Raw genomic sequence first — 26,093 nt, 5'->3', positions numbered from 1 at the left:
TCTAGTCGCCCGCGCAACATAGGGTCTCGGTTTTACTTGTTCAACCCTACAGGCAGCGGAGTCAACCACCCATGAGCTCTCCCGTAGTGTTTATCGACGGCGACCAAGGCACCACCGGGCTGCAGATCCACGAGCGGCTGCGCAACCGGACCGACCTCCGGTTGTTCACACTGCCGGCTGCGGAGCGCAAGGATGCGCGGCGGCGCGCAGAAGCCATCAACGGCTGCGATATCGCCATCCTCTGCTTGCCGGATGCCGCCGCGCGCGAGGCAGTGGGCGCCATTGTCAATCCCGCCGTCCGGGTGATCGACGCCAGCTCCGCGCATCGCACACACGCGGACTGGACCTACGGGTTTCCGGAAATGGCGCCGGGGCAGGCTGAGCGGATTGCCAACGCATCCCGGGTCACCAATCCCGGCTGCTATCCGACCGGTGCAGTTGGCCTGCTGCGTCCGCTGGCACAGGCCGGGCTCATACCGGCCGATTACCCGATCAGCGTGCACGCGGTATCGGGCTACTCCGGACGTGGGCGTGCCGGCGTGGATGAATATGAGGGGCCGGGAGCCGCCGATGCGCCGTCATACCAGGTCTACGGCCTGGAACTCGCGCACAAGCACGCGCCCGAGATCCAGCAGCACGCCTGCCTTGCGCAGCGTCCCATTTTCGTCCCGGCGTACGGAGCGTTCCGCCAGGGCATCGTGCTGACGGTGCCGCTGGCGTTGCGGCAACTGGCGCCCGGCATGGATGGCGCCACGTTGCACGCCTGCCTTGCGCGCCACTATGCCGGGGCAATTCACGTACGGGTCTTGCCGCTGCACGAATCGGGCGCCCTAACGCATCTGGATCCGCAAGCGCTGAACGGTACGAACGACATGCAGCTGGGCGTATTTCATAACGCCGAAAACGGGCATGTGCTGCTGTCCGCGGTGTTCGACAATCTTGGCAAGGGTGCATCGGGCGCTGCGGTGCAGAATCTGGATTTGATGCTTATGGGGCAGTAGTGGCCGGTGGTTCGAGATAACGCCCCGGCCGCAAGCTTGCGCCTGACGCGGATGATGCCGCAGCACGGCCCATCGGCGCGGCGGCTACGTCCCTTCGGCGTAGCCACGCAGCCCGGCCACCACCGCGGCAAAGGTCACCGCGCAGCGCGCACTGGCGCGCAAATCCTCATGCATCGCTACCCAGGTATCCATTGCCACGGAAAACTCGCTGGGCAGCACCCTGACCAGCCGCGGCTCGCGCGCCGCCAGCGCGGACTGGCACACGCCGATGCCAAATCCGGCGCGGATCGCGCCCAGCTGGGCCAGGTCGCTGTCGGCGCGAAAGGCCAGGCGCTGGCGCGACAAGGCCGGAAAGCGCTCCAGCAAGCGGCGGATGAACGGCGTCTCTCGGTCGAAACCGATCACGGCAAACCGCGCCAGGTCCTCCAGCGATTGCGGCACGCCGTGCGCGGCCACGTAGCGCTCATGCGCATGCAGCCCCAGTTCGATGCCGCCGATGCGCTGCGCCACCAGCGCATCCTGCTCGGGCCGGAACATCCGCACGGCGATATCGGCTTCGCGGTGCAGCAGGTCGTCGACGCGGTTCGACAGCACCAGCTCGATCTCCAGCGCCGGGTGGGCTTCGCGCAGTGCGGCGAGGATCGGTGGCAGCACCTCGACGCCGACGACTTCGCTCGCCGACAGCCGCACCGTGCCGCGCACGCCGGCGCCGTGACCACTGGCGGCGCGCCGCATGGCCGCGGCCGTGGCGGCCAGTCCGGCGGCATAGGGCTGCAGCGTGTGCGCGGCGTCGGTGGGGGCGAAGCCGTCGAAGGAGCGCGTGAAGAGCTTGAGGCCCAGCGCAGCCTCGAGACTGTCGATATGACGGCCGACGGTCGGCTGCGTCAGCCCCATGGCGCGCCCGGCGGCCGAAAGCGAGCCGGTTTCCAGCACGTGGAGAAAGGTGCGGTACCACTCCCAGTTCGGGTCGACGGCCATGCTATACGTTTTTGTTTAGCGACCAGCCGATTATAGATAATTTTCTTTTTGCCAGGATGGCCGCAAACTGGCCCGCATCAGACCACGGCAGTCACCCATGCAAAGGAGAACCCCATGTCCAGGATCGCGCTCTTCGGTGCCGCCGGCGCCATCGGCAAAAGCGTTGCCGCCGCGCTGGCAAGCCGGGGCCAGCCATACCGCGTGGTTGGCCGCGATGCGACGCGCCTAAGCCAGGCCTTCGGGACCGACCCGCTGGCCGAGATCGTCACCTGGGATCCCGGCTCGCCGGCCTCCGTCCGGGCCGCGGCGAGCGGCATCGACACGCTGGTCTACATGGTCGGCGTCGACTACTGGCGCTTCGACCTGCACCCGGAACTGCTGCGCAAGGCACTGGAGGGCGCGATCGCCGCGGGGGTCAGGCAATTCGTCCTGATCGGCACGGTCTACCCGTATGGACGCGTGCAGGGCGGCAATCCGGTCAGCGAGAACCACCCGCGCGCGCCGCATACCTTCAAGGGCCGCATGCGCAAGGCACAGGAAGACCTGCTGATGCAGGCGGACGCAGCCGGCCGCATCCGCGCCACGGTGCTGCGGCTGCCCGACTTCTACGGCCCGGGCGTGCAGGCCAGCCTGCTGCACCGCGCCGCGCAGGCTGCCGCATGTGGCGGCACCGCGGACCTGATCGGACCGATCGACGCGCCGCACGAGTTCGTCTATGTGCCGGACGTCGGTCCGGTCGTCGTCCGCCTGGCCGACACGCCCGCGGCCTTCGGCAGGGCCTGGCACCTGGCCGGCGCCGGTGTCACGACGCAGCGCGAACTGGTGTCGCACATGGAGCGGCAGACCGGCCGCAAGCTGAAGCTGCGCATCGCCGGCAAGGGCATGCTGCGCTTGCTCGGGCTGTTTAACCCTTTCATGCGCGAACTGGTCGAGATGCACTACCTGATGGACGATCCGCTGATCCTGGACGATGCCGCGCTACAACGGCTGATCGGACCGATCCGCAAGACGCCGTACGCCGAGGGCATCCGGCAGACGCTGGCGGCATGCCAGCCCTGTCGGCCTGCCTCTAACCCGCCTGCTTGCGCAGCGCCCAACGCCCCGACCGCGCGGTGAACAGGCACCGCCTCACCGCCTTATGGTCTGCGCATGTCCACAATGGTGGGCTTGCCATCCACCGTGTCGAAGGTGGCGAGCACCGAATCGCCTTCCTTGAAGTCCTTCAGCGAAGCGCGATCCTTGACCGGGAACGCCATGGTCATGGCGGACATGCCGAGGTTGGCGATGGGGCCATGCTTGAGCGTGACTTTCCCGGCCTTCGCATCGAGCTTCATGATCGTTGCCGCAACGGGGTGGGGTGCCTGCTGACTTCCGGCAGAAGGCTTCGTCTCCATGCCTTTCATGTCCATGCCGCCCATCGATCCCGCTGCGAAGGCGGCCGGCGCAGCCGCGAGCGCAGACAAAATGATGACAAGAGTCCTGGCGTATTTCATCGTGATTCCTCCTGAAGTGAGGGTTGGGTGGAAAGTGAGGTCGGGGCGGTCTGGCGCCTGCGGATCAGCAAGTACACCGCCGGCACGACAAACAGCGAAAGCAATGGCGCGGTGACCATGCCGCCCACCATCGGGGCCGCAATGCGCTGCATGACCTCCGAGCCGGTGCCGTGCGACCACATGATCGGAAGCAGGCCGGCGAGAATCACGGCGACGGTCATGGCCTTGGGGCGGACCCGCAGCACGGCTCCTTCCTGAATCGCATCGAGCAACGCAGGCACACTGGTTTCGCCGCGGTCTTCGCGTTCGCGCCAGGCCTGCTTCAGGTAGAGCAGCATGATGACGCCAAACTCCGCCGCCACGCCGGCCAGGGCGATAAAGCCGACGACGCCGGCCACCGACAGGTTGTAGCCCAGCAGATAGAGCAGCCAGAATCCGCCGATCAGCGCGAGAGGCAGCGTGCCCATGATCAGCAGCGCTTCATCGAGACGGCCGAACACCAGGTACAGCAACACGAAGATGATCAGCAGCGTGAACGGCACCACTACCTTCAGCTTCGCGGTGGCGCGCTCCAGGTATTCGAACTGTCCCGACCAGCTGAGGGAATAGCCCGCCGGCATCGGCACCGCCTTGGCCACCGCCACCTGCATGTCGTGGACGGCCGAACGCAGGTCGCGTCCGCGGATGTCTACGTACACCCAGCCGGACAGGCGGGCATTCTCGCTGCGCAGCATCGGCGGTCCCTGCGCCACCTGGATGCGCGCGACGTCCGACAGGATAATGTGCTGGCCCCGGTCGGTGACGATGGGCAGGCTGCGCAGCTGCTCCACCGAGTCGCGGTAGTCGCGCGGGTAGCGGACGTTGATGGGAAAGCGCGCCAGCCCGTCCACCACTTCCCCGACGTTGTCGCCACCGATGGCCGATGACACGATGCTCTGGACCTCGTCGATGTTCAGTCCATACCGCCCGGCCGCCATGCGGTCGATATCGACATCGATGTAGCGCCCGCCGGTCAGCCGTTCGGCCAGCGCCGAGGTGACGCCGGGCACCGTCTTGACGGCTGCTTCGATCCGCGTGGCCAGCCGGTCGATCTCCTTCAGGTCCGTGCCTGCCACCTTGATGCCGACCGGACTTTTGATGCCCGTGGCGAGCATGTCGATCCGGTTGCGGATGGGCGGCACCCAGATGTTGGAGAGACCCGGCACCTTCACCACGCGGTCGAGCTCCTCCACCAGCTTGTCGGTCGTCATGCCGGCACGCCACTGGTCGCGCGGCTTGAACTGGATGGTGGTCTCGAACATCTCGATCGGCGCCGGATCGGTCGCGGTATCGGCGCGGCCGGCCTTGCCGAACACGGTGGCCACCTCCGGCACGGTCTTGATCAGGCGGTCGGTCTGCTGCAGCAACTGTGCGGCCTTGCCTGCGGACAACCCCGGCAGTGCCGACGGCATGTAGAGCAGGTCGCCCTCGTCGAGGGGCGGCATGAACTCGCCGCCGATTCGCAGGATCGGCCAGGCGGTCGCGAGCAGCAGCACCGCCGCAATCGCGATGGTCGCCTTTGGATAGGCAAGCACCCTGGCAAGTACCGGCCGATAGGCGCGGATCAGCCAGCGGCTGAGCGGATTGGACTGCTCCGTGGGAATCCTGCCGCGAATCATATAGCCCATCAGGACCGGCACCAGCGTCACGGAAAGGCCCGCCGCGGCCGCCATCGAATAGGTCTTGGTAAAGGCCAGTGGCGAGAACAGCCGGCCTTCCTGCGCCTCCAGCGTAAACACCGGGATGAACGACAGCGTAATGATCAGCAGCGAGAAGAACAGCGCGGGGCCCACCTCGGCGGCCGACTCCCCAATCACGCGCCAGCGCTCGTGCCCGCCCAGGTCCTGTCCGGGGTGGTCCGTATGCCAGTGTTCCAGATGCTTATGCGCGTTCTCGATCATGACCACGGCGGCATCGACCATGGCGCCGATGGCGATGGCGATGCCGCCCAGCGACATGATGTTGGCATTGACGCCCTGGTAGCGCATCACCACAAAGGCCGCCAGCACGCCTAGCGGAAGCGAAATGATGGCAACCAGCGCGGAACGCAGGTGGAACAGGAACACCAGGCAGACCAGCGCCACGACGATGAACTCTTCGATCAGCTTGTGTGTCAGGTTTTCCACCGCACGGTTGATCAGCGCCGAGCGGTCGTAGGTGGGCACGATCTCGACGCCGGCCGGCAGGCTCTTCTGTAGCGTGGCAAGCCTGGCCTTGACTGCCTCGATGGTTTCCAGCGCGTTCTTGCCCGAGCGCATCACGATGATGCCGCCTGCCACCTCGCCCTGGCCATCGAGCTCGGCGATGCCGCGCCGCGTTTCCGGGCCAAGCTGGATCGTGGCGACATCGCCCAGCCGCACCGGAATGCCGGCAGCGCTGGTCACGAGCGGAATCTGCCGGAAATCGTCGAGCGTCTTCAGGTAGCCGCTGGCGCGCACCATATACTCCGCCTCGCCCAGCTCGAGCACCGAGCCGCCCGTCTCCTGGTTGGCGCCCTTGAGCGCTGCCAGCACCCTGGCTTGCGACAGGTTGTAGGCACGCAAACGGTCCGGCATCAGGACCACCTGGTACTGCTTCACCATCCCGCCGACGGAAGCGACCTCGGCGACATTGGGCAGCGATTTCAGCTCGAAGCGCAGGAACCAGTCCTGCAACGCGCGCAGTTGGCTGAGGTCATGCCGCCCGGTCTTGTCCACCAGCGTGTACTCGTAGATCCAGCCCACGCCGGTGGCATCCGGACCCAGCGCGGGCTTGGCCGCAGCCGGCAGGCGGGATTGCACCTGGTTCAGGTATTCCAGCACCCGCGACCGCGCCCAGTACAAGTCGGTGCCGTCCTCGAACAGCACATAGACAAAGGAGTCGCCGAAGAACGAGTAGCCGCGCACGGTCCTGGCGCCCGGCACCGACAGCATGGTCGTCGTCAGCGGATAGGTGACCTGGTTTTCGACAATCTGCGGCGCCTGGCCCGGAAATGGCGTGCGGATGATCACTTGCACGTCGGACAGGTCCGGCAAGGCATCGAGCGGCGTGCTGCGCACCGCCCACAGCCCCCATGCGATCAGCATCACCGTGGCCAGCAGCACCAGGAAGCGATTGCGGATGGAAGCGAGGATCAACCGGGCAATCATGGCTTGGCTCCCTGGGCGCCGGCGGCCGCCTCGACCGAAGACAGGATGGGCAGGCCGTCGTGATCCAGATGGAAGCGGAACCGCACGCGGTCGCCGGGCTTGAATGCCTTGGGCAAGCCCGCGGGCGGCGCCGCAAAATCCATCGTCATCGCGCCCCACTGTACCGAAGGAATCGGTTCGTGCGAGATCGTCAGGCCCTCGTTCGTCACCGCCTCGACGCGCCCGACACCCTCATGCTCGGCCGCCGGCGCGGCGGGGGCCGAAGCGCCCTGGGTCGGCGACATGCGCTCGGTGGTGCCACGCAGGCTGGCCTCCGAATCGATGAGGAACTGCCCGGAGGTGACCACTTTCTGTCCGGCCTTGAGTCCGGACAGCACCTCGACCATGCCCGCGGCCTCGCGGCCGGTCTTGACTTCGGTTGCGACAAAGCCGGCCTTGCCGGCATCGACCATGACCAGTGAGCGCTGGCCCGTACGGATCACGGACTCCAGCGGAATCACCAGCGCTTCGCCCTGATCGCCGCTGTCGAACCGGACCGTCGCGAACATTCCCGGCAGCAGGTGTCTGCCTGGGTTGGGCAGGACAATGCGAACCTTGGTGGTGCGCGTGGCCGGATTGACATCCGGCAGGATGGCATCCACTTTGCCAGGGAGCGGTTCCGACCGGCCTGTCGGCGTGACCTTGACCGCCAGGCCGGGCACGATGACGCGCAACTGCCCCTCCGGGACTTCGGCGATCACCCAGACCTCGCTCAGGTCGGCCAGCCGAAACAGCGTCATGCCGGGAGCGACGGTCATGCCTTCACGGACCGCAACCTCGGTCACGAGGCCGTCGACCGGGCTCACAATGGCCAGATTGGGCTGGAGCTTGCCGGACGACTCGACGGCGCTGACCTGGCCCGGCGTCATGCCGGCCTGGAGCATGCGGGCCCGCGCCGTGTCGCGCAGGTCGGACGGCTCGCCGCCCGCCATGCGCGACACGGCGAGATACTCCTCTTGCGCTGCGACCCAGTCGGGCGAGTACAAGGTCATCAGTGCTTGCCCACGCCGCACCGGGTCAAGCGTCGCCTTGACCGCCAGATGCTGGACAAAGCCATTGGTGCGCGCCTGGATCACCCGGACACTACGCTCGTTGATGGCGACATTGCCGGGCGCCTCGAGCACGGCGCTCAGCCGGCTCGGCTTCACCTCGACCGTGCGGATGCCAAGATTCTGCGCGACATGGCTGTCGACCACGACGCCGTTGCCGCCGCTGCCGTCCCCTTCCGCATACACCGGCACGAGCTGCATGTCCATGAACGGTGACTTGCCGGGCTTGTCGAAGCGCTGGCCGGGCACCATCGGATCGTGCCAGTACAGGATCTTCTTGCCGGTGCTCGGATCCGTGTCGCCAGCCTTGAGCGCGGAGGCTGCGCCCGGCGCCGCCGACGACTGCGCTGATGAGGTCCCGCGGGTAACGCCAACTTGGTAGGCGCCATAGAGCGCGGCGCCAAGAAGCACGATGCCCGCCGCTGCCGCCGCAATGGCCTGCTTCTTCATTTGAACTCCTTGGTGGCCGGCTCGGTTTGCGCGGTCGGCAGCGGAACCAGGAAGGCCAGGTCGGCCCATAACCTGGCCGTTTTCGCCTCCAGGGCGAGCCGTTCCAGCTTCGTATCGATTACGCGATGGTTGGCCTCGGCGACGGCAAGCAGCGTTCCGGTATTGGTGCGGTAGGCGGTCAGGGCCGCATCGGCCTGGCTGGCGGCGAGCGGCAAGGTTCTGTCGTCGTAGCGCTTGAGCCGATCCAGATTGCGCTGCAGTTCGGCCAGCTTGGCGCCCACCATAGCCTGGGTATTGCGTCGGGTGATTTCCGATTTGGCGCGTGCCTCGTTGGCCTGCGCCAGCCTGGCGGCAACGTCGCGGTCCTGGCGGTTGCCGCGATCCCACGGCACCGGGAAGCTCACGTTTACCGAACCCATGTTGGAATACGCCGAGCCACGCTGGCTGACCATCAGTTCGACCGTTACATCCGGCGTCCTGGCTTCCCTCGCCACCTGGATTTCCGATTCCGCCAGCGCCACTTGGCGCCGCGCGGCTGCAAGTTCAGGTACGGCGTCGACTTCGCCTTGCGCCAGTTGCCGGACGGCTGGTGGCACGTCCAGTGGTGGCCGATCCGAGAGCGGGCGATTGGCTTCGATCCCGACCCAGCGCTGCAAGTTGAGCGTCGCGGTGGCCACGGCGGTCCGGTTTTCGTCCAGGCGGTCATGCAGCTTTTGCAGTTCCAGCTCCATTGCCAGCACCTCTGCGCGCGAGCCGCGCCCGCTGCGATACGCAGCCGTTGCGGCCTGGAGCGCCAACTCGATCGGATGGCCATGATGGCCGAGCAGCACGCCGGTCTGTTCCGCATACCACCGGTCGAGCCAGGCCCCCACCGCATTGCGTTGCACGTTGGCCAGCGCGACCGCGCGCTGCGCTTCGGCGGCGGCCGCTTCGGCTTCAAAGCGCGCCGCCTTCGCGCGGCGCTTGTCCGGGCGCGTGAACTCCTGCATCACGCTGATCGACCGCATCGTCATGAAATCCCGGCTCAGCGAGAACTGGTCCGGCCCGTTCACCGGGACGTTGTTGAGGCCGAGCTTGAGAACCGGATCAGGCAACTGACCGGCGGCGACCGCCATTTGCACCGCGGCCTCCACAGCGCCGCGCGAGGATTCGGCATTGCCGGCATGGGTGGTCGCGAGCGCGACCGTTTCCTCGAGGGAAAGAGACGGGGCGGATGGCGCAGCCGCGGCATGCGACAGCGCCAGGCCGAAGGCGGGCGCGCACAGCAGCGCCAGCGCCAGGCGACGTGGAAAAAGCATAAAGCCTCCCTGAACGACGACAGCTACCCGAATCTAGCGGGGCAGCACCGAGTGGACGTCGATCAGGAGGCTATGTCTGGAAACTGCAGTGAAGGATGTTCAGGAGCGGCGGGCCGCGCGCCTCCGCCTCTGCGCGCAGCGCGGTGCGGATATCGGCCAGGACCACGCGCGTGGGTTCGATCACGCTCATCAGCACCGGCAGGAATGCCGGCAGCTGCGGCGACACATGGTCGGCACTCTTGGAATCGGCCTGGCAGTGCGCCAGGCAAAGCGCACTTTGGTCAGCGCCGTGGTCATCACTGTCCGCCGCCATGTCCGCACAGGATTCGGTCATGGCCGCCATCGTGTCGCTGGCTTCCATCTGGTAGCGGCTACCGGTACAGGCGTACGCTGCCGCTGCCAGCTGAGCTGTCAGGAATAGAACGAGCAGGAGGCCGGCGAAGACAGGATGCCGGCGAATGGCGTGACGCAAGAGGGCTTTACCTTGGCGGGACTGTGCCAAGGATACTGCTTTTTTGGGGGCATGCAAGCTGACCTTAGCGCGCAATCAACTGTTGTTCGGTCAGACTGGGCCCGAGCATGCAGCAGTGGGTAATCGTTTGCCGTTCAGTAAAGTTGGGCCTCTTACCTAATATTCGGCCAAGCGGCAATTTTTGCTGCACAGTGAAGGACGGCTTTAGCACGCCTTTCTGCTCGATGCTGGGCGGGATGTTCCGCTTCGTGTGCAGTAACGGCCTTGTCTGCGACGACACCGTGGCCGACGTGCGCGTGGCCCACCAAGGCGACGTAGGCGCGAGCTCACACTATGTCAAAATCCGTTTCCAGTTGAGCCGCTCCATCGCCCCGTGTTCGAGAATGGTCTGTCGCCAAACCAACGGCGGCCAGGTTTAGCAGCCTGCGCACCCACCGACGGACAGTCCGCGCGAGCGCCTCTGTCTGTCCCGCCATCGAACGTCCACACCTGCGGGCGGGCCTTGGCAGGGGAGCCTCAGGGCTCGCCGGTTCGGTGCGCCGGTCTGCTAACCCTGCCCTGTGCCCGCCCACCCGATTAGCAGCGGATGACGGGCCTCCATTCCTTTATTGCGGAGGTCACCATGCAAAGCACCACCCCGGCTCCCCAAGAGCCCGTTCTGGCCCGAAAGCCAACGCAACTGGCGGAGAACCTTGACAAGGATGAACGCGTCCAGGCTCGTCGCCGCACCAAAGCTGCCGCGCGGGCGCACAGCTCAGGCCTTGCCCTTGAGGACCACATCCTTGAGATCACGGATGACATCCTGCGCGTCAGTGCGGGCCTTGAATCCTTCCTGACCTTGCTGGACCTGCAGTGCGACACCACCACTCAAGGCGTCGGTCTGCATGCCTTGCTCTCGCCGCTCAGGGAACAATTGGACGAGAGCGTTAGCCGCCTGCAGGCGCTGGTCTGACCAGATCAACAGCAGCAAACGGCGCGAGCCAGCCGGTCTTGCGCCGTCTCTTGCCTCGTCCGGCAATCAGCATCGCGAGTCAGGCGGTAGGACCGCAGGTCAACCAATCCCCTCATCCTTCATCGCCTGCTGCACCGCCGGACGCCCAGCCACTCTCTGCCGATACGCCTGCAGCGCAGGCCAGCGTTCCAGCGGCAACTTGAAATGTTCCGGCCATCTCAGGATGGTGAACAGGTAGGCGTCAGCAACGCTGAACTGCCCCATCAGGTAGTCCTTGTCCTCCAGCTGCGGGGCCAGCCAGTCGAACCGCTGTGACAGGCGTGCCCACGTCGCGTTTTTCTGTTCCTGCGGCGTGCCGGGTTTCCAGAATGGCCCAAAGCCCTTGTGCAGTTCCGACGAAATGAAATTCAGCCATTCCTGCAGGTGATAGCGCTCGAGCGTATTGCACGCCGGAGCCAGCCCTTGGTCCGGGGCCTGGTCGGCAATGTACTGGACCACCACTGCCGCCTCGGTCAGCTTGTCGCCGCTGTCGAGTACCAGCGTCGGCACGTAGCCCTTGGCGTTGATGGTCTTGTAGTCGGCGCCGCTCTCGGTCTTGTGCGGCTCGGCGCGCAAGTCGACGCGCTCGGTGGAGAAGGGCAGGCCGGCCTCGATCAGGGCGATATGTGGCGCCAGGGAACATGCGCCGGGAGCGTAGTACAGCTTCATGATGGGTGTCTCCTTGGTAATGTGCGCGAGCGTGGGGACGTCAGGTGTGATTTAGCAATCGACATGCCCAAGCCATTTTTCTCCGCCGGGTTGCCAAACTCGGAAGCAGGCATCACGACGGCGCAGCGTGTCCTGCGGCCTGCTACACCGGCACCGCGGCGCCGGAATGGATTGCAAGGCGCGTAGCAGAAATTGCCAGCCGGGCGCTGTCGGCCTCTGCTTGCTGTGCCGGTGCATGGGCCGCCCGTGGGAATGTTCCTTGCAGCTCCGGTACTCCGACTGAACTCGCCGGAGGTGGCTCCGGCTTCATGTGGAGGACACCATGAAAGCTGTTGTATTTCACGGTATCGGCGACATCCGGCTGGATGACGTGCCGGAGCCGGTGATCGAGCAGGACACCGATGCCATCGTGCGCCTGACCGCCAGTGCCATCTGCGGCACTGACCTGCATTTCGTGCGCGGCACCATGGAAGGGCTGGCGCCGGGCACGGTGCTGGGCCACGAGGGCGTGGGCGTGGTCGAGGCGCTGGGCGACGGCGTGCGCAACCTCAGCGTGGGCGACCGCGTCGTGATCCCGTCCACCATCGCCTGCGGCTATTGCTCGTATTGCCGCGCCGGCTACTACGCCCAGTGCGACAACGCCAATCCGCACGGCAAGCAGGCCGGCACCGCCTTCTATGGCGGGCCCGAGCAGACCGGCCCGTTCCAGGGGCTGCAGGCCGAGAAGGCACGCGTGCCGTTCGCCCACGTCAACCTCGTCAAGCTGCCGGACAACGTCAGCGACGAGCAGGCGATCATGCTTTCCGACATCTTCCCGACCGGCTATTTCGGCGCCGACCTCGCCAGCATCCATCCCGGCCATACGGTGGCGGTATTCGGCTGCGGCCCGGTGGGGCAGTTCGTGATCGCGTCGGCGAAGCTGATGGGCGCGGGCCGCATCTTTGCCGTGGATGCGGTGGCCGACCGGCTCGACATGGCACGCGCGCAGGGCGCCGAGGTGGTGAACTTCGATGCCGAAGATCCGGTGGAGACCATCGTGCAGCTGACCGGCGGCATCGGCGTGGACCGGGCCATCGATGCGGTCGGCGTCGATGCGATGCACGCGCACCACGGGCCGGCGGCGCAGGATCCGTCCATCCCGGAAAGCGAACAGGAGGCCGCGCGCCTGGCGCCGCATGCCCACCCGTCGGCGCAGGGCAACTGGGTCCCGGGCGACGCGCCGGCGCAGGCGCTGGACTGGGCCATCCGCGCGCTGGCCAAGGCCGGCACGCTGTCGATCATCGGCGTGTATCCGCCCACCGACCGCAGCTTCCCGATCGGCGCGGCGATGAACAAGAACCTGACGGTGCGCATGGGCAACTGCAACCACCGCGCCTATATCCCGCGGCTGGTGGAGCTGGTGCGCACCGGCGCGGTCGACCCGGCCGCCATCCTGACGCGGCGCGAGCCGATGACCTCGGCGATCGAGGCCTACCAGGCCTTTGACCTGCGCCAGCCCGGCTGGATCAAGGTCGAACTGCAGCCCGGGTCGGTCCACTAGACACTCGGGCCACAGGTTCTCCGCGGTGCGCGCGGAGAACCTGTGTTGCCTCAGGCGACGACGCGATCAATCCATACGGCCATGGGTTGATCGTCGACCACCCATCAGTAATCCCATTGCACCGGCACGAAACGGAAGGCTTTGCCATGCTTCGCAACGTGACCGATGGACGGGAACGCGACATGCGCGGCGGCCAGCAGCGCGCCGGTTTCCGCGGCTTCGTTGAGCAATGCGATACGCACGTCGACCGCCGCTTCAGGATCGTGCTCGAAGCCATTCTGCCACTCGGGCCGGTCAAAGCCGACCTCGAAAATCGCGTCGCCCACGAACGTCAGTTTCTCGCCGTTCGAGGCAACGTCCACGACGCAATGCCCCGGCGTGTGCCCGCCCGTCACGCGCGCCGACACGCCCGCCGCGACTTCCACCACCTGATCGAACTGCACGATATTTTCGCGGTAGAGTTCCACGAACCTTGCGGCAGCCTTGCGGAGCGAGGGAGGGACCGCTTCCGGCATCACCGTCCTGCTGAAGTCCGGATTTTTCCAGAACTCCACTTCAGCGGCCGCCACGTGAATGCGCACGTCCGGCCGCAGCTTGGCCTTGACGCCAGCCACGTTGAGCCCGCCGACGTGATCCATGTGCATATGGGTGATCACGATATCGGTGATCGCAGCCAGGTCGATACCCGCCGATTCCAGGCGCATCACCGACCGACCGGCGCGCGTAAAGTACTCGAAGCCGTCGCCCACGCCCGAGTCGATCAGGATCAGGCGATCGCCGCTGCGCACCAGCGCGATATTCAGCGCCCAGTCGAAGGTGTCGCGTTGCAGGAAGCGGCCATCGAACCAATCGTTGCGCTCGGTCTGGCTTACGTTGGTGGACATGGTCGAAGTCGGCAGCGGCAGAATGCCATCGCTGATCAGCACGACATCGACGTCGCCCACGCGCACGGCATAGCGCGAGGGCACGAGTTCGCCGGAACCATCTTTGCCAAGGCTGGCCGTAACCGGCTGCACATTGCGGGTTGTTTCGCTCATCTTCGGAATCCTGTCAATGGGTGGGAAAACCGCACTGGGCGGCAGGCGTGTTCCGCTTTGTTGCGCGGACCTCTTCCTCGACCGTCGCACGTCCTGCGCGACCATCGTTGCAACCGATTGTAGGCAGGGGAGTCGAATGGCAGTAGCGTCGCGACGGCCTTCAGTATGTTGAGCGGAGGGCAACAATTGATGGCGGATGGGCAATGACCGGTGCCACCGGCGTCGCGCCGACGACGCAAACCATCAAAGCGGCCTGGGCGAGTACAGTGCGCTCTGGAATTCGGGTACGTACTCGTACTTGACCATCTTGCCGAGCTTCAGGGATTTAATGAACGTCGATAGATTGCCTTCAGTGAGGCCGAGACTGACTGTTTCCGCGCTTGTGCTGGAGGCATGGCTGAGCTGGCGGGAAACCGCATAGCCAGTGGTCAGTTGCCCACGCTGGTCGACGTTGGTAAAGCGGTTGGTCACCATGGAAACCTTGCTGGAAAGGTCTCCCAGCTTTTGGGTTTCGAGCGTCACATCGACCTGGCCCGTCGCGCTGTCGAGGATCTCGACGACGACTGACTTGTCGGTTTCGCGGTAACTGATGCCGGTCAGCCATTTTGGCAGGTTGTAGCCAACCACACCCCGCACCCTGGCCAGCTCCGTATTGACCGGGAGCTTCAATACGTAGCCCCAGAAGTCGTCCGACATCGCCTGGCCTATCAGGCTGAGCGGTCCAAGATTGGAACCGCCCGGCCGATTGGTGACGACCGACAGGCCAATCTCGTTGTAGCTGTCGTTGTCGCAATAGTGATAAGCATAGGCGGTGAGTGCGACCAGGCCCCTGCCGGGCCAGACCTGAAGCGGTTGGACCTTCGCCAATACCTCGGCCGGCATCAGTTCCCGCAACTTGTCCAGGTCGGCGGTAAAGATGGCCGTCACCCGGCTGTTCCGGTAGTAGAAGTTTGGCGAATACGATTCAAAGCCAATATCCACCTTCTCTTTCCTGAGGCCCTTGAACCAGCTCAGGTCCACGCCGGGCGCTTCCGCTTCAATGACTGCAAGGGGCGGGTTGGACCGATAGCGGTCATACAATCCGCCTTTGACAACCGGAACCTGGTGCCCAGCGATACTGATGGTCGTGCTGCCGTCTTGCTGTTGGTCCGATGTGCCGTCCGCCCACGCGGCACTCAGATGGGTACTCAGGAGTATCCCGGCTGCAGCCGCAAGTTTGCTGGTCTTCATATGAATGGATCGAGTGGTTGAGTCGAGAAAGGCGAAGCCCTGCTGTCAGCCGCGGCCGGGCTGGGCGATCCAGCGTCGATACTGACGGGCGCGGCGTGCGTCGGACGCCTGTTGCAGGATCAGTGCGCACAGTGGTGACACCTTCGGATTGGTGGCCTTGCCGCGGCTGAGCTTGCGCAGTTGAAACTTCACTGCCGCCATGTTGGCCAATGCGGCCAGCGGTTTGCTGGTCCAGTGGATTGGCCGCAATGCCGGCGCGCTGTCCTTGCCGGCACGCCAGGCGCGGGGCAGGTTGGGGTCGATCGCCAGGGCGGTGCCGATGCCAACCATGTCCACGCCGCTCCGGACCACTGCCTCGGCCACCGGCCAACGGCGGATGCCGCCCGTGACCATCACTGGCATCTTCGCCATCGCGCGGATGTCCCGGGCGAACTCGACAAAGTAGGCCTCGCGGGCCAGGGTGCTGCCGTCGCGGGTGTCGCCCTGCATGGCCGGGGCCTCATAGCTTCCTCCGGACAGTTCAACCAGATCCACGTCCAGCGTGTTGAGCAGCTTCACCACCTGGCGGGCGTCGTCGGCACTGAAGCCGCCCCGCTGGAAGTCGGCGGAATTCAGCTTGACGGCAACCGCGAATCCGGGCGAAACCACGCCGCGTATGGCCTTGACGATCTCGACGAGCAGGCGGGCGCGGTTTTCCAGCGAGCCGCCCCAATGATCCCGTCTATGGTTGGTCAAGGGCGAGAGAAACTGGCTCAGCAGATAGCCGTGTGCCGCGTGGATTTCGACGCCCGTGAAGCCCGCCTGCTCGCCGAGTTGCGCGGTACAGGCAAAGCGCCGGATGACGTCTTCGATGACGTCGTGCGTCATCGCCTTTGGCGCGTTGAAGTGCCTGGACAGTTTGCCCAGCTGCAATGGCACCGCAGAGGGCGCCCAGGTGGGCTGCCCCAGATTCGCAGGCATCTGGCGGCCGGGGTGGTTGATCTGCAGCCACAACTGCGCGCCGTTGGCCCGGCCCGCCTGCGCCCAGCGCCGGAACCGGTCCAGATGCCGGCTGTTTTCCAGCACGACGCCGCCGGGGCCCGTCATGGCACGGCTGTCGACCATCACATTGCCGGTGATCAGCAGGCCAGCGCCGCCCTCGGCCCAGGCACTGTACAGGCGTATCAGTTGCTCGGAAGGCGCGTGGTCTGCATCCGCCATGTTCTCTTCCATGGCAGCCTTGGCGATGCGGTTTGGGACGATGGAACCGTTGGGCAGAATCAGTTTGTCGAACACGTTCATGAGGTCACCCGGTTGGATCGTGAATCGACTGTAAGATTGAAGTTAACTTTAAGGTCAAGACTTTTTGCGAGGTGCCCGCTGCTCGCAGAATGCAGAAGGCCCGCCTCGAAGGGCGGGCCGTGCTGGACAGCTTCACTGCCGGGCAGCGGCATCGCGCCTGGCGAATCGTGTCGGGCCGGGCTGGCGGATGCCGGCGCTGCGGCTAGCTCCGCACAAATGCCAGCAGATCGGCATTGATCGTATCGGCGTTGGCGGTAGGCATTCCGTGCGGAAAGCCGGGATAGGTCTTCAGGGTGCCGTTCCTGAGCAGCTCTGCCGAGAGCGGTGCCGAGTCAGCGTAGGGAACGATCTGGTCATCGTCGCCATGCATCACCAGCACGGGAATCGTGGCGCGTTTCAGATCCTCGGTAAAGTCGGTCTGCGAGAAGGCCACGATGCCGTCGTAATGTGCCTTGGCGCTGCCCATCATGCCCTGCCGCCACCAGTTCCAGATGACACCTTGCGACGGCTTTGCGTCGGGCCGGTTGTAGCCGTAGAACGGGCCGGCGGCTATGTCGTGGTAGAACTGCGCGCGATTGGCTGCGAGCTGGGCCTGGAAATCGTCGAAGACAGCCTTGGGCAGGCCGCCCGGAATGCTTTCGGTCTTGACCATCAACGGCGGAACGGCGCTGATGAGCACGGCCTTGGCGACATGGTCCTCCCCATGGCGGGCGACGTAGTGAATAACCTCGCCGCCGCCCGTGGAATGGCCAACGTGGACGGCCTTCTGCAAGCCAAGATGGCTGACCACCGCCGCCACGTCATCCGCGTAGTGGTCCATGTCGTGGCCGTCCCAGACCTGGCTGGACCGTCCATGGCCGCGGCGGTCATGGGCCACGACCCGAAAGCCTTGCGCCAGGAAGAAGAGCATCTGGGCGTCCCAGTCGTCAGCGCTGAGCGGCCAGCCGTGATGAAAGAAGATCACCTGCGCGTCGCGTGGTCCCCAGTCCTTGTAGAAGATGTCAACGCCATCCTTTGTCGTTACGTATCCCATGTTCGCTTCTCCTATGTGGTGCCAATGAAGACTGCCATTGAAGAACCCGCCGGCCTGGCACGGGGCGTGCCGTTGTCGGGCGGGTGCCCGCGGACCGGAGTCCGCGGGCTGCGCCCTGGCCGACATTCACTGTAGGATTGAAGCTCACCTCAAGGTCAACTTTTTTTGTTTATGAGAATCGGAGAACTGGCAAAGCTCAGTGGCCTGACGGCCTCGCGCATCCGCTTCTACGAGGCGGCCGGCCTGATCACGGCCGTCGAGCGCACGGCAAACGGCTATCGCGACTACTCTCCGGAGGCGGTGTGGATCCTGGAGATTATTGCCAGCGCGCAAGAGGCGGGCTTCTCGCTCGAACAGATCCGTCATCTGTTGCCGCTCGGTTCGGGGAATTGGCAGCATGATGAACTGCTCGAAGCGCTCAAGCGGAAGGTTGCCGAGATCGAGGAGATGCAAAAGCGCCTGAAACAGAACCGGGCACATCTGCTCGCCGCCATCAGGAATATCGAAAACCGACCGGCAGACCTGCATTGTTCAGACAAGGCACAGTGGGTGATGGACCGCCTGCGCGAGGACGGAGCGGTCGCAACCGGCAAGCGCCGCCGTCTCAGGAGCCAGTTGTCGTGATGGAACTTCCTTTCCCGGCAGCATCACTGGCCGTTGGCGCCATCACGCATGCGGCCTCACCAGCGGTTTACGCATGCGCCAACGGCTCGGACGCGACATGAACCATTCGAGCAAGCCACGCTGGCGGATCGTCGTGCTGCTCGCGCTTGGCGCGGCGGTTGCCACCGCCGCTGCATTGCAGGCCAAGCGATACCTGGAGAAGCCGATCGATGCCCGCACCAAAGGCGAGGCGCGGCGGCTTCGCATCGATGCCACCGATCCGGAGAAGGTTGCACTGGGGCGCAGAATCTACGCGCAGCAGTGCGCCGCGTGCCATGGCGCCAACCTGGAGGGCCAGGCCAACTGGCGCGAGCGGCTGCCGAACGGCCGCATGCCGGCGCCACCGCATGATGCCTCCGGCCATACCTGGCATCACCCTGACGCCGTGCTGTTTGCCATCACCAAGAACGGGCTGGTGCCCGGCGTGACGGCCCCGGCGGGGTATGCCAGCGACATGCCGGCATTCGGGCAGTCGCTGTCCGACGAAGATATCGTCGCCGTGCTGGCGTATATCAAAAGCACCTGGCCAGCGAAGATCGTAGCGGCGCAGCGGGAGGTGACGGAGGCGCAGGCCGCGCGGAAGTAGGGCGCTGCGCCGGGGGACGACGCACGGCTGCTTTGCGTTTTCAGGCTTGTCTTGTCAACCAGGCCTTGTTGCGTGTTGGTGGGCCACTTTCGGTTACACGGTGTACCTGTCCGTCTCGCGCCGTCCGCTGACGCTCAGGTAGAATCCAGCCTATGTCGCGCGCGATTGCCATCCTCCTGATGCTGATCCTGCCGCTGCAGGCCCTGGCCGCAGCGCAGCGGCAACTCGCGCATTCGGCTGGCTTCCCGCCGGACCATATGGCGGCGCACGCCGAGCATATCCCGCATCACCACGACGACGACGGGGAGATCGCATTCGACGATTCCGCCGCGTCGGCGTCTCACCAACTCGACTTCGACTACGGCACCCACTTCCAGGCGCCCTTGCCTGCGAGCCTGCTGCCGCCGTTGTCGCGGCAGACCCAGCCCGAGCCGTTGTTTCTCGGCGGCCGCATGCCTGACCCTCAGGGCAGTCCCCCCTTACGCCCGCCTCACGTGCCCGCCTGACGGCGGGGCCTTGACCTCCTGATTGCATACCGTGGCGCAATGGCTTGCGCCGCGCCCCGCCGCATTGCCTGTGTTTCGCGATTTGCGTTGGGGATGCCATGCAGAAGTTCTTATTTTCCATTGTTGCGTCCGCGCTGCTGATGCCGGCGGCCCATGGCCAGCCTGCGCCGGCGGATCTGCACGCGCTGTTCAATACCGCGTGGGAGCGGTCCGTGGCATTCCAGGCGACCGAAGGGCGGCGCCTGGAGGCGGCGGCCAGCCGGGTGCAGGCGGATGCGCTGATCGCCGGGCCGCCCACACTGGGCCTGCTGCACCGGGACGACCGCTGGACCGAGAAGCGGGGACTGCGCGAGAGCGAGGTCCAGCTTGGCGTTCCGGTGTGGATGCCAGGCCAGCGCGCGGCACGCGGCGATCTGGCCGACGCGCAGGCAGCAGAGGCCGAGGCCGGCGCCGCTTTGGCGCGGCTGAACGTGGCCGCGGAGGTGCGTGAACGCGTCTGGCAACTTGCGGCTGCGGAAGGCGAGCGCGATGTGTTGCGACGCCGCGCCGAAATCGCCGCGTCATTGCGCGACGACGTGCGGCGCCGCGTCAGCGCCGGCGATCTTGCACGCACTGACCTGCTGCTCGCACAGCAGGACCATCTGGCGGCACAGGGTCTGCTGGCGGACAGCGATGCCCGGCTGGTGGACGCCAGGGCCCGGCTATTGCAGGCAACCGGCGTATCGGCGCTGCCGCTGCGGTATGACGAAGCGGCAGCGCCGGTGGGCGATCCGGCTGCCAGCGCCCTGACGCATCCGCGGCTGGAAGCCGCCCAGCGCGCCGTGCTGCGCAGCGAGCGCCAGGTAGGCTACTTGCGCCAATCGCGCCGCGATCCGCCGGAAGTTGGTGTGCTGTACCGCAACGACCGGGCCGGCGGCGGCATGCCCAGCGACCAGACCATCGGCCTCTTCGTCAAAATCCCGTTTGCCACGGACGCGCGCAATCTGCCGCGCGAGACGGCTGCGCAGACGGAGTTGATGATGGCCCGGGCCGAACTCGATCGCACCGAACGTATGGTCCGCTCTGACATCGACGCAGCACAGGCGGCGCTGTCGCTCGCCGAGCAGCAGCTCAAGCTCACGGAAGAGCGCAGCGCCACATTGTCCGAACGCGCGGCACTGTTGCGCAAGACTTTCAATGCCGGCGAAATCGGCTTGCCTGAAGTGCTGCGCGCACAGAACCAGGCCCTTGAAGCCGAAGCAGACCTGGCGCGCCAGCGCGCCCGGCGCGGCATCGCCACTGCCAACCTGAACCAGGCGCTCGGAGTCCTGCCATGATCCGCCAGCTCTTTCTTGCCCTGCTGTTGTCACTCGCCTGCGCCGCGCATGCTGGGCCTGGCGCCCACGGCCCCAATGGCGAGCACCTCGATGCGCCAGCGACCACCGGCGCCGCGGCGAATGCCCAGCCCGTCATTGAAGCCAATACGGAAGCGTTCGAGCTGGTTGGCACGCTGGCCACTGATGAGCTGTCGGTGCTGGTCGACCGCTACGTCACCAACGAGCCGGTGTTGAGCGGCACGCTGGAGGTCGAGTTCAACGGCATCAAGGCACAAGGCAAGCTGCACGCCGACTTCGGCGACTATTCCTTTACCGACGAAAAACTCCTCAAGGCGTTGCGCCAGCCCGGCAACCATGCGCTCGTATTTACGCTGGTTGCCGGCAATGAGTCAGACCTGATCGAGGGCACCCTGAAGGTTGCCGCGGACCAGCACGCCCATGGCTTCGGGGCCTTCGGCCAAGCGCGCTGGCCGTGGGTCGTCCTTCTGGTGGCGGTTGTCCTGGCTGTCGCGGCCTGGCGCGTAAGGCGCCGTAATACCCATAAAAAGATCTGAGGCCCGCCATGCTGAAGACAAAGCGTTTTGCAACGATCGCCATCGCGCTGGCTGCCTGCGCAATCATGCCGGCAGTGGCCGGACCCGGAGCCCACGGCCCCGGTGGCGAACATCTTGATGCACCCGGGGCGGTGTCCGGCAGCGGCGGCCTGGCCCGGCTGCCCGACGGTAGTGTCCAGGTGCCCAAGCTCGCGCAACGGCGCATGGGCATACGGACTACGATGCCGCAGGAAGCCTTGCACCCCGTGACCGTGGAGCTGAATGCCGTGGTGGCGATCGACCCCAACGCGGGCGGGCGGCTGCAGGCGGGGCACCCGGGCTGGATCGAGCCGCCACCCGGTGGCTTCCCGGTGCTCGGGCAGCGTGTCACCAAAGGCCAGGTGCTGGCCGTGCTACGGCACAAGAACGAGCCCTTCGATATCGGCAACCAGCAGGCGCAGTTGGCCAATCTGAGCGCCAACCTGAAGCTGGCCCGGCAGCGGCTGCAGCGGCTGGAATCGTTGCAGGACAGCATCCCGCGCAAGGAAATCGAAGCCGCCCGCGCCGAAGTCCAGAGCCTTTCCGGCCAGCGCGAGGCGGTGGGCAAGAGCCTGCACCTGACCGACACGCTGACCGCGCCAGCCAGTGGTGTCATCGCCACCGCCAATGTGCTGGCCGGCCAGGTAGTCGCTGCTGGCGACGTGCTGTACGAAGTGGTTGACCCGGCGCGGATGCTGATCGAGGCCAACACCGCGGATGCTTCGCTGGCCAACCGCATCCAGGCTGGCACCCTGGGTCGACCGGACGGTGGCAAGCTGGATTTCGTCGGCGCCGGGCGCAGCCTGAAGCATGGCGCCGTGCCGTTGACGTTCCGGCTGACTGGCAACGCGGTGCCGCTTGCCGTCGGCCAGCCAGTAACCGTGGTGGCTACGCTGACCGATACGGTCAAGGGCATCGCGTTGCCCAGCGAGGCCCTGGTCCGCAACGCCAGCAACCTGCCGGTGGTGTGGATCAAGTCCGGCGCGCAGCGCTTTATCGCCCAACCGGTGGAGGCCCGCGTGCTGGATGCGCGCACGGTGGTGGTGGTCAAGGGCCTGTCGCCGGAGAACCGGGTGGTAGTGTCCGGGGCGGCGCTGATCAACCAGATCCGCTGAGGGGCGCGCATGTTCAACTGGATGGTTCGCGCCAGCCTCGCCAATCGGCTGCTGGTCCTCGCCGTTGCCTTCATCCTGATGGCCTACGGCGCCTTGACCGCCTGGCGCACGCCGGTGGATGTCTTCCCGGATCTCAACAAGCCGCTGGTGACCGTGATCACCGAAGCCGGCGGCATGGCGCCGCAGGAAGTGGAGCTGCTGGTGTCGTTCCCGATCGAGACCGCGCTGAACGGCATGCCCGGTGTCACGCGTGTGCGCTCGGTGTCGGGAGTCGGCCTCTCCATCGTGTATGCCGAATTCGACTGGGGCAGCGATATCTACCGCAACCGCCAGCTGGTGTCAGAGCGGCTGGCGCTGGTGAAGGAGCAGTTGCCAGGCGCGCTGACGCCCATGCTCGGCCCGGTCTCGTCGATCATGGGTGAGATCATGCTGATCGCGTTGCCGATCGATCCGGCCAAGGCCAGTCCGATGCAGGCGCGCGAGTATGCCGACTTCGTGCTGCGGCCGCGCCTGCTGTCGGTGGCCGGCGTGTCGCAGGTCATTCCGATCGGCGGCGAGGTGCGCCAGCTGCGGGTGGAGCCGGACACCGCGAGGATGGCACAGTTCGGCGTGGCGCTGCCGCAGGTCGAAGCCGCGTTGCGCGACTTCGCGGCCAATACCAGTGGCGGCTTCATCGACCTGAACGGCCGCGAATACCTGATCCGCAACCTTGGGCGCACCAACCGGCTTGACGACCTGAAAGGTCTGGCCGTTGCCTACAAGGAAGGCATGCCGGTGCTGCTGGAGCAGGTGGCCGGCGTGCGCTATGCCCCCGCGCTCAAGCGCGGCGACGCTGGCTTCAATGGCAAGCCGGCCGTAATCGTCAGCGTGCAGAAGCAGCCCGCGGCCGACACGGTACGCCTGACACGTGACCTGGAAGCGGCGCTGGGCGAACTGAAGCAGGGATTGCCGGCGGGTCTGTCCGCACCGCAGGTGCTGTTCCGCCAGGCTGACTTTATCGAAGCCTCGATCGGCAATGTCGTCGAAGCGCTGCGCGACGGCGCCATCATGGTGACCGTGATCCTGTTCGCCTTCCTGCTGAGCGCGCGCACCACCGCGATCTCGCTGGTGGCGATCCCGCTGTCGCTGGCCGTCACCGCGCTGGCCTTCCGCCTGCTGGGACAGTCGATCAACGTGATGACGCTGGGCGGCCTGGCGATTGCCATCGGCGAGCTGGTCGACGACGCGGTGGTCGACGTCGAAAACATCCTGCGCCGGCTCAGGCAGCGCGCTGGCAAAGAGAACCCACCGCCAGTGCTGGAGGTGATCTGGCGTGCTTCGGTCGAAGTCCGCTCCGGCATCGTCTATGCCACGCTGGTGGTGGTGCTGGTGTTCGTGCCGCTGTTTGCGCTGCCGGGTATCGAAGGGCGCCTGTTCGCGCCGCTGGGCATCGCCTACATCGTGTCGATCCTGGCTTCGATGCTGGTGTCGATGACGGTGACCCCGGTCCTGTCGTACTACCTGTTGCCGCGGATGAAGCGGCTGGAACATCCGGACAGCCCGCTGGTGGCGTGGCTCAAGCGGACCGATACCAGCATCCTGCATTGGTCATTTCCGCGGGCGAAGCCGCTACTTGCCGTGGCTGCCATCGCCGTTGCGCTGGCGGCTGCCACCGTGCCATGGATGCCGCGCGCCTTCCTGCCGGCCTTCAACGAAGGTTCGCTGGTCATGTCGTTGATGCTCAATCCCGGCACTTCGCTGGCGGAAGCCAACCGCATGGGCGCGCTGGCGGAAACGCTGATCCGGCAGGTGCCGGAGGTCACGCAAGTCGGGCGGCGCACCGGCCGCGCCGAACTGGACGAACATGCCGAGGGCGTGCATTCGTCCGAGATCGACGTGGACCTGAAGCGCTCTGACCGCAGCCGTGAACAGGTGATGGCTGCCATTCGCGCCCAGCTCGCCAGCCTGCCTGCATCGGTGGCGATCGGCCAGCCGATTTCGCACCGGCTGGATCACCTGCTGTCCGGCGTGCGGGCCCAGATCGCGCTGAAGATCTATGGCGATGACCTGGATACGCTGCGCGGCCTGGCGGAGAACGTGCGGGCGCAGCTTGGCGCCATTCCAGGGCTCGTCGACATCACGGTCGAAAGGCAGGTGCTGGTTCCGCAAGTCAATGTGCGGCTCGACTACCGCAAGGCCGCGCAATATGGCATTCCGGCAGGCGAGGCCTTGAAAGCGTTGCAGACCTTGTCGGAAGGCACGCGGGTGACGCAACTGATCGAAGGCGTGCGCCGCTACGACCTGGTGGTGCGCTTGCCCGATACCGGTCGGACGCCGCAGGATCTGTCCCGGGTCATGCTGGATTCGCCACGTGGCGCGGTGCCGTTGTCGGCGATCGCCAACGTCGAGGACGGCGACGGCCCGAATCAGATCGGGCGCGAGAACGGCCGCCGGCGCATCGTGGTCTATGCCAATACCGATGGCTCGGACATGTCGACGATCATCGACGATGTGCGTGGCGCGGTCGCGCGCGCCAGGCTGCCCGGCGGCTACTTCGTCAGCATCGAGGGGCAATTCCAGGCGCAAGAGCAGGCGACGCAATGGATCGTGCTGCTGTCACTGGTGTCGCTCGCGCTGATCTACCTGGTGCTGTACTCACGCTATCGTTCCGCGACGCTGACGCTGATCATCATGGCGAACATCCCGCTGGCATTGATCGGCAGCGTGATCGCGATGTGGCTCGGCGGCCTGGCCCTGTCGGTGGCGTCCATGGTCGGCTTCATCACGCTGACTGGCATCGCCACGCGCAACGGCATCCTGAAAGTCAGCCACTACATCAACCTGTGCCGGCTGGAGGGGGAAACCTTCGGCATCCCGATGATCGTGCGGGGGTCGCTGGAACGGCTGACGCCGGTGCTGATGACGGCACTGGTGGCGGCGTTCGCGCTGGTGCCGCTGCTGGTCGCGGGCGACGCGCCCGGCAAGGAAATCCTGCACCCGGTGGCGGTGGTGATCTTCGGCGGGCTGGTCAGTTCGACCATCCTGGATTCCGTGCTGACACCGCTGGCGTTCTGGCTGTTCGGGCGCCGTCCGCTGGAGCGGATCCTGTCGCAACCGGCGGGCGAGGCGTACTGATGACGGGCTTTGGTGGCGACGCCCCCAAGTCGCTGCAACAACGGAGTATTCGATGAAGAAGCAGATTCCAGCCATGTTGTTTGCCGGCAGCCTCGCACTGTCCGGCCTCTCCGGTCTGGCCATGGCCCACGGCGCCAAGCCCGCTCAGTACGGCGGCATCGTCCAGACCGCCAGCGACCTGCAGTTCGAACTGGTCAACAAGGACGGCGCCGTCACCATCTATGTCGACGACCATGACAAGAAACTGCCGGTGGCTCGCGCCAGCGGCAAGCTGACGGTGCTGACCGGCGCCCAGAAGACGGAAACGGCGCTAACCCCGGGGACGGACAACGCGCTGGTGGCGGCTGACAAGCTGCAGCTCAAAGCCGGCTCCAAGCTGGTCGCGACGATCAGGTTTGCCGGCGGCAAGACCGTGACGGCGCGCTTTGTCGCGAAGTGAATTGCCACGCTGGCTCATCCGGGGCGCGATGTGAAGCCGGGGGCAAACTTGCGT

The 26,093-nt window shown here is 65.9% G+C and carries 23 protein-coding genes and 1 pseudogene; 13 read left to right on the top strand and 11 right to left on the bottom strand.

Annotation, left to right across the window (positions count from 1 at the left end):
• Positions 1–71: 71 nt before the first annotated feature.
• Positions 72–1,001, top strand: coding sequence for an N-acetyl-gamma-glutamyl-phosphate reductase (argC, locus tag LIN44_RS21405; protein ID WP_227316240.1), 930 nt, complete (start codon positions 72–74; stop codon positions 999–1,001).
• 84 nt (positions 1,002–1,085) lie between these two features.
• Here argC and LIN44_RS21400 read toward each other — a convergent pair whose 3' ends face one another.
• Positions 1,086–1,979: a LysR family transcriptional regulator gene (locus tag LIN44_RS21400; protein ID WP_227316239.1), complete on the bottom strand. Its 894-nt coding sequence runs from the start codon at positions 1,977–1,979 to the stop codon at positions 1,086–1,088.
• Positions 1,980–2,093: 114 nt separating this feature from the next.
• Between LIN44_RS21400 and LIN44_RS21395 the strand changes: the two genes are divergently transcribed.
• Entirely contained in the window at positions 2,094–3,095 is a 1,002-nt protein-coding gene (locus tag LIN44_RS21395) for an NAD-dependent epimerase/dehydratase family protein (protein WP_227316238.1), read from the top strand.
• A gap of 20 nt (positions 3,096–3,115) precedes the next feature.
• Here LIN44_RS21395 and LIN44_RS21390 read toward each other — a convergent pair whose 3' ends face one another.
• The 5 genes from LIN44_RS21390 to LIN44_RS21370 form a co-directional block, all read right to left on the bottom strand.
• A complete protein-coding gene (locus LIN44_RS21390; RefSeq protein ID WP_227316237.1) occupies positions 3,116–3,472 on the bottom strand; it encodes a copper-binding protein in 357 nt (118 codons plus the stop codon).
• Entirely contained in the window at positions 3,469–6,639 is a 3,171-nt protein-coding gene (locus LIN44_RS21385; RefSeq protein ID WP_227316236.1) for an efflux RND transporter permease subunit, read from the bottom strand. Before LIN44_RS21385 ends, LIN44_RS21390 begins: the two co-directional genes overlap by 4 nt.
• The gene (locus LIN44_RS21380) at positions 6,636–8,177 is read right to left on the bottom strand and encodes an efflux RND transporter periplasmic adaptor subunit (RefSeq protein ID WP_227316235.1); all 1,542 of its coding nucleotides are present in this window, start codon (positions 8,175–8,177) and stop codon (positions 6,636–6,638) included. The genes LIN44_RS21385 and LIN44_RS21380 overlap by 4 nt, the downstream gene beginning before the upstream one ends.
• A complete protein-coding gene (locus tag LIN44_RS21375; RefSeq protein ID WP_227316234.1) occupies positions 8,174–9,475 on the bottom strand; it encodes a TolC family protein in 1,302 nt (433 codons plus the stop codon). Before LIN44_RS21375 ends, LIN44_RS21380 begins: the two co-directional genes overlap by 4 nt.
• A 70-nt stretch (positions 9,476–9,545) precedes the next feature.
• A complete protein-coding gene (locus LIN44_RS21370; RefSeq protein WP_227316393.1) occupies positions 9,546–9,947 on the bottom strand; it encodes a hypothetical protein in 402 nt (133 codons plus the stop codon).
• Between the two features lie 224 nt (positions 9,948–10,171).
• Here LIN44_RS21370 and LIN44_RS21365 point away from each other — a divergent pair.
• Both LIN44_RS21365 and LIN44_RS21360 read left to right on the top strand, forming a co-directional pair.
• Positions 10,172–10,264, top strand: a pseudogene (locus LIN44_RS21365) (DUF932 domain-containing protein); the annotation flags it as partial.
• A gap of 305 nt (positions 10,265–10,569) precedes the next feature.
• Positions 10,570–10,899, top strand: a complete 330-nt coding sequence (locus tag LIN44_RS21360; protein ID WP_227316233.1) for a DUF1484 family protein — start codon at positions 10,570–10,572, stop codon at positions 10,897–10,899.
• A gap of 99 nt (positions 10,900–10,998) precedes the next feature.
• On the opposite strand, the gene gstA is transcribed toward LIN44_RS21360, so the two are convergent.
• A complete protein-coding gene (gene gstA / locus LIN44_RS21355) occupies positions 10,999–11,607 on the bottom strand; it encodes a glutathione transferase GstA (protein ID WP_227316232.1) in 609 nt (202 codons plus the stop codon).
• A 322-nt stretch (positions 11,608–11,929) separates the two neighbouring features.
• On the opposite strand from gstA, the gene LIN44_RS21350 reads away from it, so the two are divergent.
• A complete protein-coding gene (locus LIN44_RS21350) occupies positions 11,930–13,147 on the top strand; it encodes a zinc-dependent alcohol dehydrogenase (protein WP_227316231.1) in 1,218 nt (405 codons plus the stop codon).
• Between the two features lie 104 nt (positions 13,148–13,251).
• Here LIN44_RS21350 and LIN44_RS21345 read toward each other — a convergent pair whose 3' ends face one another.
• The 4 genes from LIN44_RS21345 to LIN44_RS21330 all read right to left on the bottom strand — a co-directional run bounded on the left by LIN44_RS21345 (position 13,252) and on the right by LIN44_RS21330 (position 17,728).
• A complete protein-coding gene (locus LIN44_RS21345; RefSeq protein WP_227316230.1) occupies positions 13,252–14,184 on the bottom strand; it encodes an MBL fold metallo-hydrolase in 933 nt (310 codons plus the stop codon).
• 243 nt (positions 14,185–14,427) lie between these two features.
• Positions 14,428–15,414, bottom strand: coding sequence for an acetoacetate decarboxylase (ADC) (locus LIN44_RS21340; protein WP_227316229.1), 987 nt, complete (start codon positions 15,412–15,414; stop codon positions 14,428–14,430).
• Positions 15,415–15,459: 45 nt separating this feature from the next.
• Positions 15,460–16,695 (bottom strand): NADH:flavin oxidoreductase/NADH oxidase family protein, encoded by a 1,236-nt coding sequence (locus tag LIN44_RS21335; RefSeq protein WP_227316228.1) that lies wholly within the window; start codon positions 16,693–16,695, stop codon positions 15,460–15,462.
• A 202-nt stretch (positions 16,696–16,897) separates the two neighbouring features.
• Positions 16,898–17,728, bottom strand: a complete 831-nt coding sequence (locus tag LIN44_RS21330) for an alpha/beta fold hydrolase (protein ID WP_227316227.1) — start codon at positions 17,726–17,728, stop codon at positions 16,898–16,900.
• 171 nt (positions 17,729–17,899) lie between these two features.
• Here LIN44_RS21330 and LIN44_RS21325 point away from each other — a divergent pair, with 171 nt between their 5' ends.
• The 8 genes from LIN44_RS21325 (at position 17,900) to LIN44_RS21290 (ending at position 26,039) form a co-directional block, all read left to right on the top strand.
• On the top strand, positions 17,900–18,352 hold the full coding sequence (locus tag LIN44_RS21325) for a MerR family transcriptional regulator (protein WP_227316226.1): 453 nt from the start codon (positions 17,900–17,902) through the stop codon (positions 18,350–18,352).
• A 97-nt stretch (positions 18,353–18,449) separates the two neighbouring features.
• Positions 18,450–18,977 carry a cytochrome c gene (locus LIN44_RS21320; RefSeq protein ID WP_227316392.1) on the top strand — a complete coding sequence of 176 codons (528 nt, stop codon included), beginning with the start codon at positions 18,450–18,452 and terminating at the stop codon, positions 18,975–18,977.
• Between the two features lie 152 nt (positions 18,978–19,129).
• Complete coding sequence (locus tag LIN44_RS21315) at positions 19,130–19,483, top strand: hypothetical protein (RefSeq protein WP_227316225.1); 354 nt, start codon at positions 19,130–19,132, stop codon at positions 19,481–19,483.
• A 98-nt stretch (positions 19,484–19,581) separates the two neighbouring features.
• Positions 19,582–20,799, top strand: coding sequence for a TolC family protein (locus LIN44_RS21310; protein WP_227316224.1), 1,218 nt, complete (start codon positions 19,582–19,584; stop codon positions 20,797–20,799).
• Complete coding sequence (locus LIN44_RS21305) at positions 20,796–21,353, top strand: hypothetical protein (RefSeq protein ID WP_227316223.1); 558 nt, start codon at positions 20,796–20,798, stop codon at positions 21,351–21,353. Before LIN44_RS21310 ends, LIN44_RS21305 begins: the two co-directional genes overlap by 4 nt.
• Positions 21,354–21,361: 8 nt before the next feature.
• On the top strand, positions 21,362–22,486 hold the full coding sequence (locus LIN44_RS21300) for an efflux RND transporter periplasmic adaptor subunit (RefSeq protein WP_227316222.1): 1,125 nt from the start codon (positions 21,362–21,364) through the stop codon (positions 22,484–22,486).
• A 9-nt stretch (positions 22,487–22,495) separates the two neighbouring features.
• Positions 22,496–25,600: an efflux RND transporter permease subunit gene (locus tag LIN44_RS21295; RefSeq protein ID WP_227316221.1), complete on the top strand. Its 3,105-nt coding sequence runs from the start codon at positions 22,496–22,498 to the stop codon at positions 25,598–25,600.
• A 52-nt stretch (positions 25,601–25,652) separates the two neighbouring features.
• Complete coding sequence (locus tag LIN44_RS21290) at positions 25,653–26,039, top strand: hypothetical protein (RefSeq protein ID WP_227316220.1); 387 nt, start codon at positions 25,653–25,655, stop codon at positions 26,037–26,039.
• The last annotated feature ends 54 nt before the right edge of the window (positions 26,040–26,093 follow it).

Origin of the sequence: Cupriavidus sp. MP-37 (assembly GCF_020618415.1) — a bacterium.
Classification (GTDB): domain Bacteria; phylum Pseudomonadota; class Gammaproteobacteria; order Burkholderiales; family Burkholderiaceae; genus Cupriavidus.
The sequence above is the reverse complement of the archived record's forward strand: the minus strand, read 5'-3'. Positions and strand labels throughout refer to the sequence as shown.